General features: G+C 61.1%; 15 protein-coding genes. 10 read left to right on the top strand and 5 right to left on the bottom strand.

Translation table 11 applies throughout. The features are described from left to right. Positions 1–14: 14 nt before the first annotated feature. The 4 genes from CXQ82_RS04320 to CXQ82_RS04305 are packed head-to-tail and all read left to right on the top strand — an operon-like array spanning position 15 to position 3,897. Positions 15–1,025, top strand: coding sequence for an ABC transporter permease subunit (locus CXQ82_RS04320; protein WP_003171721.1), 1,011 nt, complete (start codon positions 15–17; stop codon positions 1,023–1,025). A 10-nt stretch (positions 1,026–1,035) separates the two neighbouring features. Further along, positions 1,036–1,947 carry an ABC transporter permease subunit gene (locus CXQ82_RS04315; RefSeq protein ID WP_101273717.1) on the top strand — a complete coding sequence of 304 codons (912 nt, stop codon included), beginning with the start codon at positions 1,036–1,038 and terminating at the stop codon, positions 1,945–1,947. 10 nt (positions 1,948–1,957) lie between these two features. After that, positions 1,958–2,926: an ABC transporter ATP-binding protein gene (locus CXQ82_RS04310; RefSeq protein ID WP_101266469.1), complete on the top strand. Its 969-nt coding sequence runs from the start codon at positions 1,958–1,960 to the stop codon at positions 2,924–2,926. Beyond that, complete coding sequence (locus CXQ82_RS04305; RefSeq protein WP_101266467.1) at positions 2,926–3,897, top strand: peptide ABC transporter ATP-binding protein; 972 nt, start codon at positions 2,926–2,928, stop codon at positions 3,895–3,897. Before CXQ82_RS04310 ends, CXQ82_RS04305 begins: the two co-directional genes overlap by 1 nt. 113 nt (positions 3,898–4,010) lie before the next feature. On the opposite strand, the gene CXQ82_RS04300 is transcribed toward CXQ82_RS04305, so the two are convergent. From CXQ82_RS04300 to CXQ82_RS04290, 3 genes are all read right to left on the bottom strand, one after another. Further along, entirely contained in the window at positions 4,011–4,274 is a 264-nt protein-coding gene (locus CXQ82_RS04300) for a hypothetical protein (protein ID WP_101266465.1), read from the bottom strand. 96 nt (positions 4,275–4,370) lie between these two features. Further along, positions 4,371–4,610 (bottom strand): hypothetical protein, encoded by a 240-nt coding sequence (locus CXQ82_RS04295; protein WP_256581875.1) that lies wholly within the window; start codon positions 4,608–4,610, stop codon positions 4,371–4,373. Between the two features lie 263 nt (positions 4,611–4,873). Beyond that, positions 4,874–6,457 carry a peptide chain release factor 3 gene (locus CXQ82_RS04290; protein WP_101266461.1) on the bottom strand — a complete coding sequence of 528 codons (1,584 nt, stop codon included), beginning with the start codon at positions 6,455–6,457 and terminating at the stop codon, positions 4,874–4,876. A 331-nt stretch (positions 6,458–6,788) separates the two neighbouring features. On the opposite strand from CXQ82_RS04290, the gene CXQ82_RS04285 reads away from it, so the two are divergent. From CXQ82_RS04285 to CXQ82_RS04265, 5 genes are all read left to right on the top strand, one after another. Then, positions 6,789–7,505 carry an ABC transporter permease gene (locus tag CXQ82_RS04285; protein WP_004372306.1) on the top strand — a complete coding sequence of 239 codons (717 nt, stop codon included), beginning with the start codon at positions 6,789–6,791 and terminating at the stop codon, positions 7,503–7,505. A 20-nt stretch (positions 7,506–7,525) separates the two neighbouring features. Then, positions 7,526–8,419: a glycine betaine ABC transporter substrate-binding protein gene (locus CXQ82_RS04280; RefSeq protein ID WP_101266459.1), complete on the top strand. Its 894-nt coding sequence runs from the start codon at positions 7,526–7,528 to the stop codon at positions 8,417–8,419. Between the two features lie 12 nt (positions 8,420–8,431). Next, the gene (locus CXQ82_RS04275; RefSeq protein WP_027604864.1) at positions 8,432–9,085 is read left to right on the top strand and encodes an ABC transporter permease; all 654 of its coding nucleotides are present in this window, start codon (positions 8,432–8,434) and stop codon (positions 9,083–9,085) included. Beyond that, a complete protein-coding gene (locus tag CXQ82_RS04270) occupies positions 9,082–10,239 on the top strand; it encodes a betaine/proline/choline family ABC transporter ATP-binding protein (protein ID WP_099587069.1) in 1,158 nt (385 codons plus the stop codon). Before CXQ82_RS04275 ends, CXQ82_RS04270 begins: the two co-directional genes overlap by 4 nt. Positions 10,240–10,721: 482 nt before the next feature. Next, positions 10,722–11,885, top strand: coding sequence for a type III PLP-dependent enzyme (locus CXQ82_RS04265; protein ID WP_010213203.1), 1,164 nt, complete (start codon positions 10,722–10,724; stop codon positions 11,883–11,885). A 49-nt stretch (positions 11,886–11,934) separates the two neighbouring features. On the opposite strand, the gene CXQ82_RS04260 is transcribed toward CXQ82_RS04265, so the two are convergent. Then, positions 11,935–12,684, bottom strand: a complete 750-nt coding sequence (locus tag CXQ82_RS04260) for a tetratricopeptide repeat protein (protein ID WP_101266456.1) — start codon at positions 12,682–12,684, stop codon at positions 11,935–11,937. A 1-nt stretch (position 12,685) separates the two neighbouring features. Then, the gene (locus tag CXQ82_RS04255; RefSeq protein WP_101266454.1) at positions 12,686–13,366 is read right to left on the bottom strand and encodes a Fe2+-dependent dioxygenase; all 681 of its coding nucleotides are present in this window, start codon (positions 13,364–13,366) and stop codon (positions 12,686–12,688) included. Between the two features lie 206 nt (positions 13,367–13,572). Between CXQ82_RS04255 and CXQ82_RS04250 the strand changes: the two genes are divergently transcribed. Then, positions 13,573–15,876: a TonB-dependent siderophore receptor gene (locus CXQ82_RS04250; RefSeq protein ID WP_101266452.1), complete on the top strand. Its 2,304-nt coding sequence runs from the start codon at positions 13,573–13,575 to the stop codon at positions 15,874–15,876. Positions 15,877–15,978 lie beyond the last annotated feature (102 nt).

Genomic DNA, 15,978 nt, shown 5'->3' with positions numbered 1-15,978 from the left:
AGGTACACAACAAGATGTTTAGTTTTATTGCCCGCCGACTGGGGTTACTGATCCCCACGTTTTTCGGCATCACTTTGTTGACGTTTGCGTTAATTCGCATGATCCCTGGCGACCCCGTCGAAGTCATGATGGGCGAACGCCGCGTCGACCCCGAGATGCACGCACAGGCAATGGAACGCCTTGGCCTTAACAAGCCGCTGTATGCGCAATACCTGGACTATGTCGGCAAGCTCGCCCAAGGCGACCTGGGTGAATCCCTGCGCACGCGCACCAGCGTGTGGACCGAGTTCACCGCGCTCTTCCCGGCGACCCTGGAACTGTCCATGGCCGCCCTGTTGTTCGCCGGTATCCTGGGCCTGTTGGCCGGGGTGATCGCGGCACTCAAGCGAGGATCCCTGTTCGACCACGGGGTGATGGGCATCTCCCTGGCGGGATATTCGATGCCGATCTTCTGGTGGGGCCTGATCCTGATCATGTTCTTCTCGGTAAGCCTGGGCTGGACCCCGGTTTCCGGGCGGATCGACCTGCTCTACGACATCGAGCCGCGCACCGGCTTCATGCTGATCGACACCCTGCTGGCCGACGAGCCGGACGCGTTCTGGGACGCCCTGCACCACCTGATCCTGCCGGCCATCGTGCTCGGCACCATCCCGCTGGCAGTGATTGCGCGGATGACCCGTTCGTCGATGCTCGAAGTGTTGCGTGAAGACTACATCCGCACCGCCAAGGCCAAGGGCCTGTCGCCGGCACGCGTAGTATTCGTACACGGCCTGCGTAACGCGCTGATCCCGGTACTCACCGTGGTCGGCCTGCAAGTCGGTACCCTGCTGGCCGGTGCGGTACTGACCGAAACCATCTTCTCGTGGCCTGGCATCGGCAAATGGCTGATCGAAGCCATTGGCGCGCGGGACTACCCGGTGGTGCAAAACGGCATCCTGCTGATCGCCTGCCTGGTGATCCTGGTGAACTTCGTGGTGGATATCCTCTACGGCTTCGCCAACCCACGCATCCGTCACCAGCGCTGAGATCATGACCATGACCACACCTACTCCAGTGTCAGCAGTCGATCAAAGCCTGCTGTACCCGTCCCCGTACAAAGAATTCTGGCAAGCCTTCTCCAAGAACAAAGGCGCGGTTGCCGGCCTGCTGTTCATGCTGCTGATCGTGTTCTGCGCGATCTTCGCCCCTTGGGTGGCGCCGCATAACCCCAGCGAGCAATACCGCGACTTCATGCTGACCCCGCCGTCGTGGCTGGAAGGCGGGCAGATCCAGTTCCTGCTCGGTACCGACGAACTCGGCCGCGACTTGCTCTCACGCCTGATCCAGGGCTCGCGCCTATCGCTGCTGATCGGCTTGTCGTCGGTGGTGATGTCGCTGATCCCGGGCATCCTGCTGGGTCTGTTCGCCGGGTTCTTCCCGCGCTTGCTCGGCCCGACCATCATGCGCTTGATGGACATCATGCTGGCCCTGCCGTCGCTGCTGCTGGCCGTTGCCATTGTCGCGATCCTCGGCCCTGGCCTGATCAACACCGTGATCGCCATTGCTATCGTGTCGCTGCCATCCTATGTCCGTCTGACCCGCGCGGCGGTGATGGGCGAATTGAACCGCGACTACGTAACTGCCGCCCGCCTCGCCGGCGCCGGCCTGCCGCGCCTGATGTTCATCACCGTGCTGCCTAACTGCATGGCACCGCTGATCGTACAGGCCACCCTGAGTTTCTCTTCGGCGATCCTCGATGCCGCGGCCCTGGGCTTCCTTGGCCTTGGCGTACAACCGCCAACCCCGGAGTGGGGCACCATGCTGGCTTCGGCCCGTGACTACATCGAACGCGCCTGGTGGGTGGTGAGCCTGCCTGGTTTGACCATTTTGCTCAGCGTGCTGGCAATCAACTTGATGGGCGACGGCCTGCGCGATGCGCTGGACCCGAAACTCAAGAACGCCGCCTGAGGAGATTCCCATGTCACTGTTAGAAATCAAGAATCTCAATGTGCGCTTCGGCGACAAAACCGCCGTGCCGGTGGTCGATGGCCTCGACATCTCCGTCGACAAAGGCGAAGTACTGGCGATCGTTGGCGAGTCGGGCTCGGGTAAATCCGTGACCATGATGGCGCTGATGGGCCTGATCGAGCACCCCGGCATCGTCACCGCCGACTCGCTGACCTTCGACGGCAAGGACATGCTCAAGCTGAGCAACCGCCAGCGTCGCCAGATCGTCGGCAAAGACCTGGCGATGGTGTTCCAGGACCCGATGACCGCGCTGAACCCCAGCTACACCGTGGGGTTCCAGATTGAAGAAGTGCTGCGCCTGCACCTGAAAATGTCCGGCAAGCAAGCCCGCAAGCGTGCCATCGAACTGCTCGAAAAAGTTGAAATCCCAGGCGCCGCCAGCCGTATGGATGCCTACCCGCACCAGCTGTCCGGTGGTATGAGCCAGCGCGTGGCAATCGCCATGGCCATCGCCGGTGAGCCGAAACTGCTGATCGCCGATGAACCGACCACCGCCTTGGACGTGACCATCCAGGCGCAGATCATGGAACTGCTGCTGGCCCTGCAGAAAGAGCAGAACATGGGCCTGGTGCTGATCACCCACGACCTCGCCGTGGTTGCCGAAACCGCCCAGCGCGTGTGCGTGATGTACGCCGGCCAAGCGGTGGAAGTCGGCCAGGTGCCGCAACTGTTCGATATTCCCGCGCATCCGTACAGCGAAGCGCTGCTCAAGGCGATTCCCGAGCACAGCCTGGGCGCCACGCGCCTGGCCACGCTGCCCGGCATCGTGCCCGGCCGCTATGACCGCCCGCAGGGTTGCCTGCTGTCGCCGCGCTGCCCGTATGTGCAAGAGAGCTGCCGCCAGACCCGCCCGGGCCTTGACCCTAAATCCAACAGCCTCGCGCGCTGCTTCTACCCCTTGAACCAGGAGGTGGCGTAATGGCCGTCGTTCTTACCGCCCGCGACCTGACCCGTCACTACGAAGTGTCCCGTGGCCTGTTCAAGGGCCACGCGCTGGTACGCGCGCTTAATGGTGTGTCGTTTGAACTGGAAGCCGGCAAGACCCTCGCGGTTGTCGGCGAGTCGGGCTGCGGCAAGTCCACCCTGGCGCGTGCGCTCACGCTGATTGAAGAGCCGTCGTCGGGCTCCTTGAAAATCGCCGGGCAGGAAGTCGCCGGCGCCGACAAGGCCCAGCGCAAGCAACTGCGCAAAGACGTGCAGATGGTGTTCCAGAGCCCGTATGCCTCGTTGAACCCACGGCAGAAAGTCGGTGATCAACTCGGCGAGCCGCTGCTGATCAACACCAACCTGTCCGCCGCCGAACGCCGCGAGAAAGTCCAGGCAATGATGAAGCAGGTGGGCCTGCGCCCCGAGCATTATCAGCGCTACCCGCACATGTTCTCCGGCGGCCAGCGCCAGCGCATCGCCCTGGCCCGCGCGATGATGCTACAACCCAAAGTGCTGGTGGCGGATGAGCCGACGTCCGCACTGGACGTGTCGATCCAGGCCCAGGTGCTGAACCTGTTCATGGACCTGCAGCAGGAATTCAACACAGCCTACGTGTTCATCTCCCACAACCTGGCCGTGGTGCAGCACGTTGCCGACGACGTAATGGTGATGTACCTCGGCCGCCCGGTGGAAGTCGGCCCCAAGGAAGACATCTACGCCCGCCCGTTGCACCCCTACACCCAGGCGCTGCTGTCGGCGACCCCGACCATTCATCCGGACCCGAACAAGCCGAAGATCAAGATCGTCGGCGAGCTGCCCAACCCGTTGAACCCGCCGCCTGGCTGCGCTTTCCACAAGCGCTGCCCGTACGCGACGGCGCGGTGCAGCAGCGAGGAGCCGCTGTTGCGGCCGTTGGATAACCGCCAGGTGGCTTGCCACTACGCGGAGCAGTTTGTGGCCTGAGCCCGCAATAAAAATGCCCCGGGTGTTCGGCCCGGGGCATCAAATGAGTTCTACAGCCCTTCCCGTCAGGTTGCGCATCAGCCTGGCGGGAGGGGCTTTCTTTTGGGCGCGGCCTACGTCTGGCTGTCGCCGTCGTCATCGTCCGGGTCATCGCTGTCCGGCTCGTTGGTGGTGGAGTCATCGTCGTCCTTGCTGCCGCCCTGGTCCTTGTCACCGCCTTCGGACTCCGATTTGGCCAGTTGCAAGTCTTGCGCGCTGTGTGTCGCCGACAGCGCGGCACCGTTCTGCACCGGGTTATGTGCCCAAGCCGTCGACATGCCCAACGACAACAGCACCAGCACTTTTATCAACAGCACGACTCGTTGAAAAATACTCATGGTCGATTCCGTCCAGTCAGTAGGTAAATCCCGCTCGGCAGTGATCCACCGCCGCCAGGATTGACGCTAGCCCCGATGCGCGGTTTGCGCCAGGCCTCAGGTGTCGCCGTCGTCGTAGGTTTCGCTGTCTTCACCTTCGTTGTAGGGGTTTTCCGCATCTTCCTTGGGCGCAGGCTGGGCTTGGGGCTGCCAGCTGCCGGAGTTGACTTCGTTCTGCTTTTTCTTGGTGACCGGGCCGGTGTCTTTCCACTGGGGGGTTCCGGCGCCGGCCAGCGCTGAGGTGCTCGCCAGCCCCAGGCACCCCAGCAGCACCATATGGATGACGCGTTGAGTCATACGCAAGATCGCCTCCTGATCCGTCGGTGAATGGGTGTAATAGTTGAAACGCTAGACCGGATGTGGGCTTCCCGCCAACTCCTGGTTATACGCAGATCAAAATGTGGGAGCGGGCTTGCTCGCGAAGGCGGTGGATCCGCCAGCACAACGGGTGAATGACACACCGCTTTCGCGAGCAAGCCCGCTCCCACATTTAGCTCTGTGGCGGGCATGAAAAAGGGCGACGCCATGACAGCTTCGCCCTCTTGTATACCGCTCAGACCTTAATGGTGTTCGCGGGTCGCGCGGAATTTCACATCCGGCCAGCGCTCTTCCATCAATGCCAGGTTAACCCGGGTCGGGGCCAGGTAGGTCAGGTGACCGCCGCCGTCGACCGCGAGGTTTTCCACGGCCTTGTTGGAGAACTCCTCCAGCTTCTTCTTATCGCTGCAATCGATCCAACGCGCGGAATACACGGTAATCGGCTCGTAGGAGCATTCAACCTTGTATTCCTCTTTCAGGCGGCTGGCCACCACATCGAACTGCAGCACACCGACGGCGCCGAGGATGATGTCGTTGCTGCGCTCGGGGAAGAACACCTGGGTGGCGCCCTCTTCCGCCAACTGCTGCAAACCCTGGCGCAGTTGTTTGGATTTGAGCGGGTCACGCAGGCGCACGCGGCGGAACAGTTCCGGGGCGAAGTGCGGGATACCGGTGAAACCCAGGGTTTCGCCTTCGGTGAAGGTGTCGCCAATCTGGATCGTGCCGTGGTTGTGCAAACCGATGATGTCGCCGGCAAACGCCTCTTCCAGTTGCTCACGCTCGGAGGAGAAGAATGTCAGGGCGTCGCCGATGCGCACGTCCTTGCCGGTGCGCACGTGGCGCATCTTCATGCCTTTTTCGTATTTGCCGGAGCAGATCCGCATAAAAGCGATACGGTCGCGGTGTTTCGGGTCCATGTTCGCCTGGATCTTGAACACGAAACCGGTGAACTTCTCTTCCACCGGCTCCACGGTCCGTTCGTTGGCTACACGCGCCAACGGGCGCGGGGCCCAGTCCACTACGGCGTCGAGGACGTGGTCAACGCCGAAGTTGCCCAGGGCGGTACCGAAGAACACCGGGGTCAGCTGGCCGTCGAGGAACTCCTGCTGGTTGAACTCATGGCAGGCGCCCTGCACCAGTTCCAGTTGGTCGACAAAACGGTCGTACTCGTCACCCAAATGGGCGCGGGCTTCGTCCGAGTCGAGTTTTTCGATGATCTTGGTTTCGGTGCGTTCGTGACCGTGGCCGGCGGTGTAGACAATGATGTAGTCGTCAGCCAGGTGGTACACGCCCTTGAAGTCGCGGTAGCAACCGATCGGCCAGGTAATCGGCGCAGCCTTGATCTTGAGGACCGCTTCGATTTCATCCAACAACTCGATCGGGTCGCGGATATCGCGGTCGAGTTTGTTGATGAAACTGACGATTGGCGTATCACGCAGGCGGCACACGTCCATCAGCGCGATGGTACGCGGCTCGACGCCTTTACCGCCGTCGAGGACCATCAAGGCCGAGTCCACCGCAGTCAGGGTGCGGTAGGTGTCTTCGGAGAAGTCTTCGTGGCCTGGGGTGTCGAGCAGGTTGACCATGTGGTCGCGATACGGGAACTGCATGACCGACGTGGTAATGGAAATACCCCGTTGCTTTTCCATCTCCATCCAGTCGGATGTGGCATGGCGGTCGGATTTGCGCGATTTCACCGTGCCGGCCACAGCGATTGCCTTGCCCATCAGCAGGAGCTTCTCGGTGATGGTGGTTTTACCGGCATCGGGGTGGGAAATAATGGCGAAAGTGCGGCGTTTCGCGACTTCGGCGGCCTGGTGGGTCATGGGAAATCGCCTGGCAGGTGAGTCAAAAAAGGGCGGCGAGTATAGCGCAAACCCAGGGGGACGGACCACCGTTCACCCCATTGGGGGTGGCTAAATGCTGCCAAGTATGGAACCTTTTAAAAGGTAGAGACGTCCACTCCCCTGCTATCGCACTCGGAACAGGGGCTGATAAATCAGCAAGTTAGCCTGACGAGGCTGCGCTCATGGCTCGAACTCGCACCGCATTGCCGGTGTAGACGAGCTGCATTTCGCGACCACATTCAGAGGCAGCCAGGAATGGCATTGCCGCTCGGGAATGTGGACGCCGACAGAAGAAAAAAGGAGTCCGCCTGTGGCTATTCGCTATGGCAAAGGGCTGATAGGAGGAGCGGTTGTCGTCGCCCTCTTGGCCCTGCTGGTCCACTGGATCGGCATCAACACGATCGAACTGTACCGCGACGATTTGTTGTTTTACCTGCAAGCACACCTGATCCTCGTTCTAGTCTCCATGCTGGCGGCCCTCATTGTGGGCATCCCCGCCGGTATCCTGCTCAGCCGACCGAATATGGTCGGGCGCGCAGAACGTTTCATGCAGATCTTCAACATCGGCAACACCGTCCCGCCCCTGGCCGTACTGGCCATCGCCCTCGGCGTCCTTGGCATCGGCAGCGGCCCGGCCATCTTCGCGCTGTTCCTCGCCTCCCTCCTGCCCATCGTGCGCAACACCTACGAGGGCCTGAAAAACGTTCAAGGCTCGCTGAAGGAAGCCGCCACCGGCATCGGCATGACGCCGCGCCAGGTGCTGTTTCGGGTGGAACTGCCCAACGCCGTGCCGATCATCATCGGCGGTGTGCGTGTGGCCCTGGCGATCAACGTCGGCACCGCGCCGCTGGCGTTCCTGATTGGTGCCAACAGCCTGGGCAGCCTGATCTTCCCCGGCATCGCCCTGAACAATCAGCCGCAACTGCTGCTCGGTGCCGCGTGCACCGCACTGCTGGCGTTGCTGCTTGACGGTCTGGTGACCATGGCCAGCCGCCTCTGGCTGGAACGCGGGCTGCGTCCGTCTTAAGGCTTGGCAAAGGAAATCACATGAAAAAACTGACGTTGATACTGAGCTGCGTCCTGCTGTTTGCAGGTGTTGCTCAAGCCGCTGAAAAACCGGTAATCCGCATCGGCGCACGGGTGTTCACCGAACAGACCCTGCTCGCCGAAATCACCTCCCAGTACCTGCGCGCCAAGGGCTACGACACCCGCGTGACCGGCGGCCTGGGCAGCAACCTGGCGCGCAGTGCCCAGGAAAGCGGGCAACTGGATATGCTCTGGGAATATACCGGTGTGTCGCTGGTGGCTTATAACCATGTCGATGAGAAACTCGACAGCGAACAAACCTACGCCCGTGTGAAAGAACTCGACGCGAAAAAAGGCCTGGTCTGGCTGTCGCCGTCGAAATTCAGCAATACCTACGCGTTGGCGCTGCCCGACAACGTGGCCAAGGAATTCCCGCAAATCAACAGCATCAGCGACCTGACCAAGGCCCTCGCCGAGGACAGCAAACAAAACCGCCTGGTGGCCCTGGACACCGAGTTCGCCAACCGGTCCGACGGCATGGGCGGCATGGTCAAACTGTATGACATGAACCTGACGCGCAAAAACACCCGGCAGATGGACGCTGGCCTGGTCTACACCGCCTTGCGTAATGGCCAGGTATTTGCCGGCTTGGTCTACACCACCGACGGGCGCCTGAATGCCTTCAAGTTGAAACTGCTGGAAGACGACAAGCACTACTTCCCGGACTACACCGCCGCCCCCGTGGTGCGCCAGGTTTATCTTGACGCTCACCCGCAACTGGCTGCCGACCTCAAGCCCTTGGCCGCCCTCTTCGACGACGCAACCATGCGCGAGCTGAATGCACGCGTCGACGTCGACCATGAAAGCCCCTCCGCTGTTGCCGCCGATTTCCTGCGCCAACATCCGATCAACTAAGAAGGAGAAGACATGGAATTCCTGAACGCCTTTTCCCATCTTGATTGGGCCCAAGTCCTGCACCTGACCTGGCAGCACATCACCCTGGTCGGTATCGCGGTGATCCTCGCAATTGTCGTCGGCGTGCCCCTGGGCGTGCTGATGACCCGCTTCCCGACCCTGGCCGGCCCGTTGCAAGCCAGCGCCACGGTGTTGCTGACCGTACCCTCCATCGCCCTGTTCGGCCTGCTGCTGCCGTTCTACTCCAAATTCGGCCAGGGCCTGGGGCCGATGCCGGCGATCACCGCCGTGTTCCTCTACTCCCTGCTGCCGATCATGCGTAACACCTACCTGGCCCTCACCGGCGTGGAACCGGGCATTCGTGAAGCCGCCAAAGGCATCGGCATGACCTTCGGCCAGCGCCTGCGCATGGTCGAACTGCCGATTGCGGTGCCGGTGATCCTCGCCGGTGTGCGCACCGCCGTAGTGATGAACATTGGTGTGATGACCATCGCCGCCACCATCGGCGCCGGTGGCCTGGGTGTACTTATTCTGGCTTCCATCAGCCGCAGCGACATGTCGATGCTGATCGTTGGCGCCGTGCTGGTCAGTCTCCTGGCCATCTTCGCCGACCTGCTTCTGCAATGGCTGCAACGCTCGCTGACTCCAAAAGGATTGCTCAAATGATCGAACTTCAAAACCTGTCCAAGACCTTCCAAAGCAACGGCAAGACCATTACTGCCGTCAACGATGTAAGCCTGACCGTCAATGAAGGCGAGATTTGTGTGTTCCTCGGCCCCTCGGGCTGCGGCAAGAGCACCACGCTGAAAATGATCAACCGCCTGATCAAACCCAGCTCGGGCAAGATCCTGATCAACGGCGAAGACACCACCGACCTCGATGAAGTGACCCTGCGTCGCAACATCGGCTATGTCATCCAGCAGATCGGCCTGTTCCCCAACATGACCATCGAGGAAAACATCGTGGTCGTGCCCAAGTTGCTGGGCTGGGACAAACAGAAATGCCACGACCGCGCCCGCGAGTTGATGAGCATGATCAAGCTGGAACCCAAGCAGTACCTGCATCGCTACCCGCGTGAACTGTCGGGCGGCCAGCAACAGCGCATCGGCGTTATCCGCGCGCTGGCGGCGGATGCCCCGCTGCTGCTGATGGATGAGCCGTTCGGCGCGGTCGACCCGATCAACCGCGAGATGATCCAGAACGAGTTCTTCGAAATGCAGCGTGCGCTGAACAAGACCGTGATCATGGTCAGCCACGACATCGACGAAGCCATCAAGCTGGGTGACAAGATTGCGATCTTCCGCGCCGGCAAGCTGCTGCAGATCGACCACCCGGACACCCTGCTGGCGCACCCGGCTGACGAGTTCGTCAGCAACTTCGTGGGCCAGGACAGCACCCTCAAACGCCTGCTGCTGGTGAAGGCCGAAGACGCGGCGGACAACGCCCCGTCGGTGAGCCCGGAAACCCCGGTAGCCGATGCCTTGGAGCTGATGGACGAAACCGACCGCCGCTATGTGGTGGTCACCTGCGCCGAGAACAAGGCGTTGGGCTATGTACGACGTCGCGACTTGCACCGTCAGACCGGTACCTGCGGCCAATACCTGCGCGAATTCAACGCCACGGCGGCGTACGACGAGCACTTGCGCATCCTGCTGTCCCGCATGTACGAGTTCAACCGCTCGTGGCTGCCGGTGATGGATGCGGAACGGGTGTTCCTGGGCGAAGTGACCCAAGAGTCGATTGCCGAGTACTTGAGCTCTGGCAAGTCGCGTGGGGGCAAGACTAGTATTGTTTCGCCGGCTGAGACTGCGCTGGCCTGATCTGAGCTGACACACCTGGGATCAAAATGTGGGAGGGGGCTTGCCCCCGATGGCAGTGTGTCAGTCAGCCTATGCATGGATGACACACTGCTATCGGGGGCAAGCCCCCTCCCACATTTGCTCTCTGTTGAGTCAGGGAGATGTCCTCAATTTCTCCTCTCCAGGGAACATCAATCCGTCACACCTGTCGGTTACATAAGTAGCTGCACGCGGTCCCGCGACGAACGCGTGCAAAAACGCGACATTTTTAGTTGATCTAAAGCCCCTCACGCCCTAAAGTTCGCGCCGAACGTCCATGCTGGAAACGATCCATCCGGCTCAAGTACTGACGACGAGACAGCAAGGCCAAGGGAAGCGGTTATTCCCGTGGCCTTTTTGCTTTCGGCGACATGCCTTGGGAAGTAGGCGAACCAAAGTGGGGATACGGAGGACGTTCATTTGCACCCATTGATCAATCTAGTTTGCCAGTAGGAGTTCCCAGCATGTCGATCAACGTCGAAGACTATTTCGCGCGCGCCACTTTTGACAAAATGAAGGCGTTCGCCGACAAGCAAGAAACCCCGTTCGTGGTGATCGATACCGCGATGATCAGCCAGGCCTACGATGACCTGCGCGCCGGTTTCGAGTTCGCCAAGGTGTATTACGCGGTCAAGGCCAACCCTGCCGTGGAGATCATCGACCTGCTCAAAGAGAAAGGTTCGAGCTTCGACATCGCCTCGATCTACGAGCTGGACAAGGTCATGGACCGCGGCGTCAGCGCCGACCGTATCAGCTACGGCAACACCATCAAGAAATCCAAGGACATCCGCTACTTCTACGAGAAGGGCGTGCGCCTGTTCTCCACCGACTCCGAAGCCGACCTGCGCAACATCGCCAAGGCCGCTCCGGGGTCGAAAGTGTATGTGCGTATCCTCACCGAAGGCTCGACCACGGCTGACTGGCCGCTGTCGCGCAAATTCGGCTGCCAGACCGACATGGCCATGGACCTGCTGATCCTCGCCCGTGACCTGGGCCTGGTGCCTTACGGCATCTCGTTCCACGTCGGTTCGCAACAACGCGACATCAGCGTGTGGGACGCGGCGATTGCCAAGGTCAAAGTGATCTTCGAACGCCTGAAAGAAGAAGACGGCATCCACCTCAAGCTGATCAACATGGGCGGTGGCTTCCCAGCCAACTACATCACCCGCACCAACAGCCTGGAAACCTACGCCGAAGAAATCATCCGCTTCCTCAAAGAAGACTTCGGCGACGACCTGCCGGAAATCATCCTGGAGCCAGGCCGCTCGTTGATCGCCAACGCCGGTATCCTGGTCAGTGAAGTGGTGTTGGTAGCGCGTAAATCGCGCACCGCCGTCGAGCGTTGGGTGTACACGGATGTGGGCAAATTCTCCGGCCTGATCGAAACCATGGACGAAGCCATCAAGTTCCCGATCTGGACCGAGAAGAAAGGCGAGATGGAAGAAGTGGTCATCGCCGGTCCTACCTGCGATAGCGCCGATATCATGTACGAAAACTACAAGTACGGCCTGCCGCTGAACCTGGCGATTGGTGACCGTTTGTACTGGCTGTCGACCGGTGCCTACACCACCAGCTACAGCGCGGTTGAGTTCAATGGCTTCCCGCCGTTGAAGTCGTTCTACGTGTAAGACCGCTGCACACAAAAAACCCATGACATGTCATGGGTTTTTTTATGCCTCAAGAAAAGCTGGCGGCGCGTTGCTGGTAGGCGTCAGCCATCGCGCGTATCTGCGGGTCATTCGCCGCCGCGAGGGCCTTGTGCGCCGTGTTCAGGAACTTGAGATTGCCGCCGGCCAGCGCCTTGCCCAACCAACCCAGCGCCTCATCGATTTGACCGCTGTCGGCCAGCACCGCCGCATAGCTGAACTGCCCACGAAAATCGCCACCTTCGGCTGAGCGCCGATACCAGTCCACGGCCGCCTGCAGATCCCGCGGACAATGCTGACCATCTTCCAGATAACGCCCCAACAGGTTCATCGACTTGGCATGCCCCTGCTCTGCCGCCTGGCGATAAAAAGCCAGCGCGTGTTGCTGGTCTTCAGCCACCCCACGCCCGGTAGCCAGCAGGTTGGCGTAGTTGTACTGGCCCCAATCCAACCCGGCCTCGGCCGCCTGGCGATATTCCCGCGCCGCCGCCGCTTCATCCACGGCACAGCCCCAGCCATGCTCCAGGCAGCGCCCGGCCATATTGCGCGCCATCGAATGCCCGCGATTGGCCGCTATCTGGAACCAGCGCAACGCCAGCGCTTCATCGCGCGCAATACCCTGCCCTTCCAGCAGGATTTGCCCGAGTAACGCCTGCGCATCCACTACGCCCTCCTTCGCCGCGATCAGGATGGCCTGAGCCGCACGCACCGGCGAGTCGTCGAGCATGCCCTGCAACTGCTCGACGTTGAGCACTTCTTCGCGGCGCAATAAAAACCCCATGTCAGACCTCGACCCAGCGGCGCAGCAGGTTGTGGTAGGTGCCGGCGAGCTGAATCAGCGCCGGATGGTCGGGCACGTCCGCGGTCAGTTGCTGGATCGCGCCGTCCATCTCGAACAGCAGGGTGCGCTGGCTGTCTTCGCGCACCAGGCTTTGGGTCCAGAAGAACGAGGCATAACGCGCGCCACGGGTCACGGCGTTGACTTTGTGCAGGCTGGAGCCGGGGTACAGCACTAGGTCGCCGGCTGGCAGCTTGACCTGTTGCAGGCCGAAGGTGTCCTGGATCTCCAGTTCGCCGCCGTCGTATTCCTCCGGGTCGCTGAAGAACAGGGTGGACGACAGATCCGTGCGCACCCGCTCGTGGCTGCCCCGGGCCTGGCGCACGGCATTGTCGATATGGAAGTCGAAACTGCCACCGGCCGTGTAGCAATTGAACAAGGGCGGGAAAACTTTGTGCGGTAACGCCGCTGACATAAACAGCGGGTTTTTCCACAACCGCTCAAGCATCGCCGCGCCGATTTCCTTGGCCAGCGGGTGGCCTTCGGGCAATTGCAGGTTGTGTTTGGCCTTCGCGGACTGGTGCCCGGCGGTGATTTTTCCGTCGGCCCAGTCGGCGTTTTCCAGGGCTTGGCGAATGCGCTGCACCTCCTCGCGAGAGAACAGGCCGGGAATGTGCAGCAGCATGGGGTGATACCTGAAAGCAGAGAGGCGCCAATGGTATTGATTCTTATCCGCTCTGTAAAACGCCGGTGACGGATGAGTCGGTAAAAACCGTAAGCAAAAAGTGTAAAGAATGTAAATTCAGTGCAATTAGCAATGTATCGCAATTGATATGAATACTTGTTCACCCTATATTCCGCCGCCTCACATCCTTGGGGAAAGGACACGTCATGTCGCGCACTTCAATAAAAACACCTACCAGTTCGCCACGTTTACTGGCCTCGGCCATCGGCGTAGCCCTCGGCGCCAGCTCTGCAGCCCATATGGCGCAAGCGGCCGAAGACACTGAGCAAAAGGACCAGCGCAACAGCATCTCCCTGGGTGCCACCAGCATCACCGGCGAAGACCAGGACAGCACCTCCTATCAGGTCGAAAAAGCCGCTTCGCAGAAATACACCGCGCCGCTGGTGGATACCCCGCGCTCGGTCACCGTGGTGCCGCAACAAGTACTCAAGGACACCGCCGCCACCTCATTGCAGGATGCGTTGCGCACCGTACCGGGCATTACCTTCGGCGCCGGCGAAGGCGGCAACCCCCAGGGCGACCGCCCGTTCATCCGGGGTTTTGATGCCCAGGGCGACACCTACCTGGACGGCGTGCGCGACACCGGCGGCCAGAGCCGCGAGATCTTCGACATTGAATCGATCGAAGTCAGCAAAGGCCCCAACTCGTCGTTCGGCGGCCGCGGTTCGGCCGGCGGCAGCCTCAACCTGGTGAGCAAGACCCCGCAAGCCCGGGACTTCACCAACGGCGGCTTCACCTACGGCTCCGACCAGACCCGCCGCTACGTACTCGACGTGAACCGTCAGTTCCTCGATGACAGCGCCGCGTTCCGCCTGAACCTGATGAGCCACGAGCAGAACGTAGCCGGTCGCGATGCGGTCAATTACGACCGCTGGGGCGTTGCGCCGTCGCTGACCTTCGGCCTGGGCACCCCGACCCGCGTCAACCTCAGCTACTACCATATGGAAAGCAACGACCTGCCGGATTCGGGCATCCCGTACGGCTACGGCTCTGCCACCGCCACCACCCACGTGCACGACAAGCCCACCGACGGCGGCGACAGCAACAACTTCTACGGTCTCAAAAGCCGCGATTTCCGCAAGACCCGCGCCGATATCAGTACGATCTCCGTCGAGCACGACCTGAGCGACAGCATGACGCTGAAAAACACCCTGCGCCATGGCAGCACCGGCCAGGACTACGTGCTCACCCAGCCGGACGACAGCCAGCGCAACGTCAACCGTTTCGGCACCGTGTGGCGTCGTGCCAATACCCGCGTTTCCACCACCACTACCACCACCAACCAGACCGACCTGTTCGGCACGTTCCAGGCACTGGGCTTCAAGCACAGCTACTCCACCGGCCTGGAATTCACCGGTGAAGAAACCCGCGTCAGCGGCTACACCGTCACGCCGAACACCAACCCGACCTGCACCGTAGCCGGTGGCGGCCGTGGCGGCCAGTGCACCTCGCTGAGCAACCCCAACCCGGACGACGCCTGGACCGGCAGCATCGCGCGCAACTACAACGGCACCAACACCAAGGCCACCAGCCGCGCCGCCTATGTGTTCGACACCATCGAACTGGACCCTAAATGGCTGCTGAACGTCGGCCTGCGCTACGACACCTTCGACACCCAAGCCAATACCAACGCCGTGCCAACCGCGACCGTCCAGGCGCGCAGCAAGGTCAAGGACGACAGCCAGTTCTTCAACTGGCAGGCGGGCATGGTCTGGAAGCCGCTGGACAACGGCAGTATCTACACCTCCTACGCCACCTCGGCCTCGCCGGCCGGCGGCCTGGTGGGTGAAGGCGTGGACAGCAACGCGATCCCGACCGGTATCAACACCAGCGACCTGCAACCGGAAGAAACCGTCAACTACGAGCTGGGCACCAAGTGGGACCTGTTCCACAACCGCCTGTCCCTGTCGGCCGCCGTGTTCCGTACCGAGAAGAAAAACACGCGCATCCTGGTGGACTCCAACACCTACGAAACCGCCGGCGAATCCCGCGTCGACGGCCTGGAGCTGTCGGCCAGCGGCAAAATCACCGACCAGTGGCAAGTGTTCGCCGGCTACAGCTACTTGAAAGCCGAGTTGGTTGACCCGGGCAAGAACGGTAACCGCCAGGGCGTGGTCCAGGTTGGTTCCAACAAAGGCAACCAGATGCCCAACACGCCAGAGAACTCGTTCAGCCTGTGGACCACTTATAACCTGACCCCGAAACTGACCATCGGCGGTGGCGCGTTTTATGTCGACCAGGTTTACGGCGACGCGGCCAACACGGTTTATGTGCCGTCCTACACCCGCTACGACGCCATGGCCAGCTACAAGCTGACCAAGAACGTCGACCTGCAACTGAACGTGCAGAACCTGACCGACAAGACCTATTACGACAAGGCCTACGCCTCGCACTTCGCCAACCAGGCGGCCGGTCGTACGGCGTTGTTGTCCACCAGTTTCCACTTCTAAACGCGGCAACCCAGAGCAAAAAGCCCCACGTATCGGATGCGTGGGGCTTTTGCGTGTAAAACAGAATTTTTCTCGTTAACCCACGGCATAATGCGCGCCGTG

It is taken from the genome of Pseudomonas sp. S09G 359, assembly GCF_002843605.1.
Classification (GTDB): Bacteria; Pseudomonadota; Gammaproteobacteria; order Pseudomonadales; family Pseudomonadaceae; genus Aquipseudomonas.
This window is presented reverse-complemented; position numbering and strand designations above follow the sequence as displayed.

What these genes read in the sequence shown, in the direction of transcription:
- CXQ82_RS04320 (WP_003171721.1), top strand. Translation starts at nt 15, where the DNA reads ATGTTTAGTTTTATTGCCCGCCGACTGGGGTTACTGATCCCCACGTTT.
- CXQ82_RS04315 (WP_101273717.1), top strand. Translation starts at nt 1,036, where the DNA reads ATGACCACACCTACTCCAGTGTCAGCAGTCGATCAAAGCCTGCTGTAC.
- CXQ82_RS04310 (WP_101266469.1), top strand. Translation starts at nt 1,958, where the DNA reads ATGTCACTGTTAGAAATCAAGAATCTCAATGTGCGCTTCGGCGACAAA.
- CXQ82_RS04305 (WP_101266467.1), top strand. Translation starts at nt 2,926, where the DNA reads ATGGCCGTCGTTCTTACCGCCCGCGACCTGACCCGTCACTACGAAGTG.
- CXQ82_RS04300 (WP_101266465.1), bottom strand. Translation starts at nt 4,274, where the DNA reads ATGAGTATTTTTCAACGAGTCGTGCTGTTGATAAAAGTGCTGGTGCTG.
- CXQ82_RS04295 (WP_256581875.1), bottom strand. Translation starts at nt 4,610, where the DNA reads ATGACTCAACGCGTCATCCATATGGTGCTGCTGGGGTGCCTGGGGCTG.
- CXQ82_RS04290 (WP_101266461.1), bottom strand. Translation starts at nt 6,457, where the DNA reads ATGACCCACCAGGCCGCCGAAGTCGCGAAACGCCGCACTTTCGCCATT.
- CXQ82_RS04280 (WP_101266459.1), top strand. Translation starts at nt 7,526, where the DNA reads ATGAAAAAACTGACGTTGATACTGAGCTGCGTCCTGCTGTTTGCAGGT.
- CXQ82_RS04275 (WP_027604864.1), top strand. Translation starts at nt 8,432, where the DNA reads ATGGAATTCCTGAACGCCTTTTCCCATCTTGATTGGGCCCAAGTCCTG.
- CXQ82_RS04270 (WP_099587069.1), top strand. Translation starts at nt 9,082, where the DNA reads ATGATCGAACTTCAAAACCTGTCCAAGACCTTCCAAAGCAACGGCAAG.
- CXQ82_RS04265 (WP_010213203.1), top strand. Translation starts at nt 10,722, where the DNA reads ATGTCGATCAACGTCGAAGACTATTTCGCGCGCGCCACTTTTGACAAA.
- CXQ82_RS04260 (WP_101266456.1), bottom strand. Translation starts at nt 12,684, where the DNA reads ATGGGGTTTTTATTGCGCCGCGAAGAAGTGCTCAACGTCGAGCAGTTG.
- CXQ82_RS04255 (WP_101266454.1), bottom strand. Translation starts at nt 13,366, where the DNA reads ATGCTGCTGCACATTCCCGGCCTGTTCTCTCGCGAGGAGGTGCAGCGC.
- CXQ82_RS04250 (WP_101266452.1), top strand. Translation starts at nt 13,573, where the DNA reads ATGTCGCGCACTTCAATAAAAACACCTACCAGTTCGCCACGTTTACTG.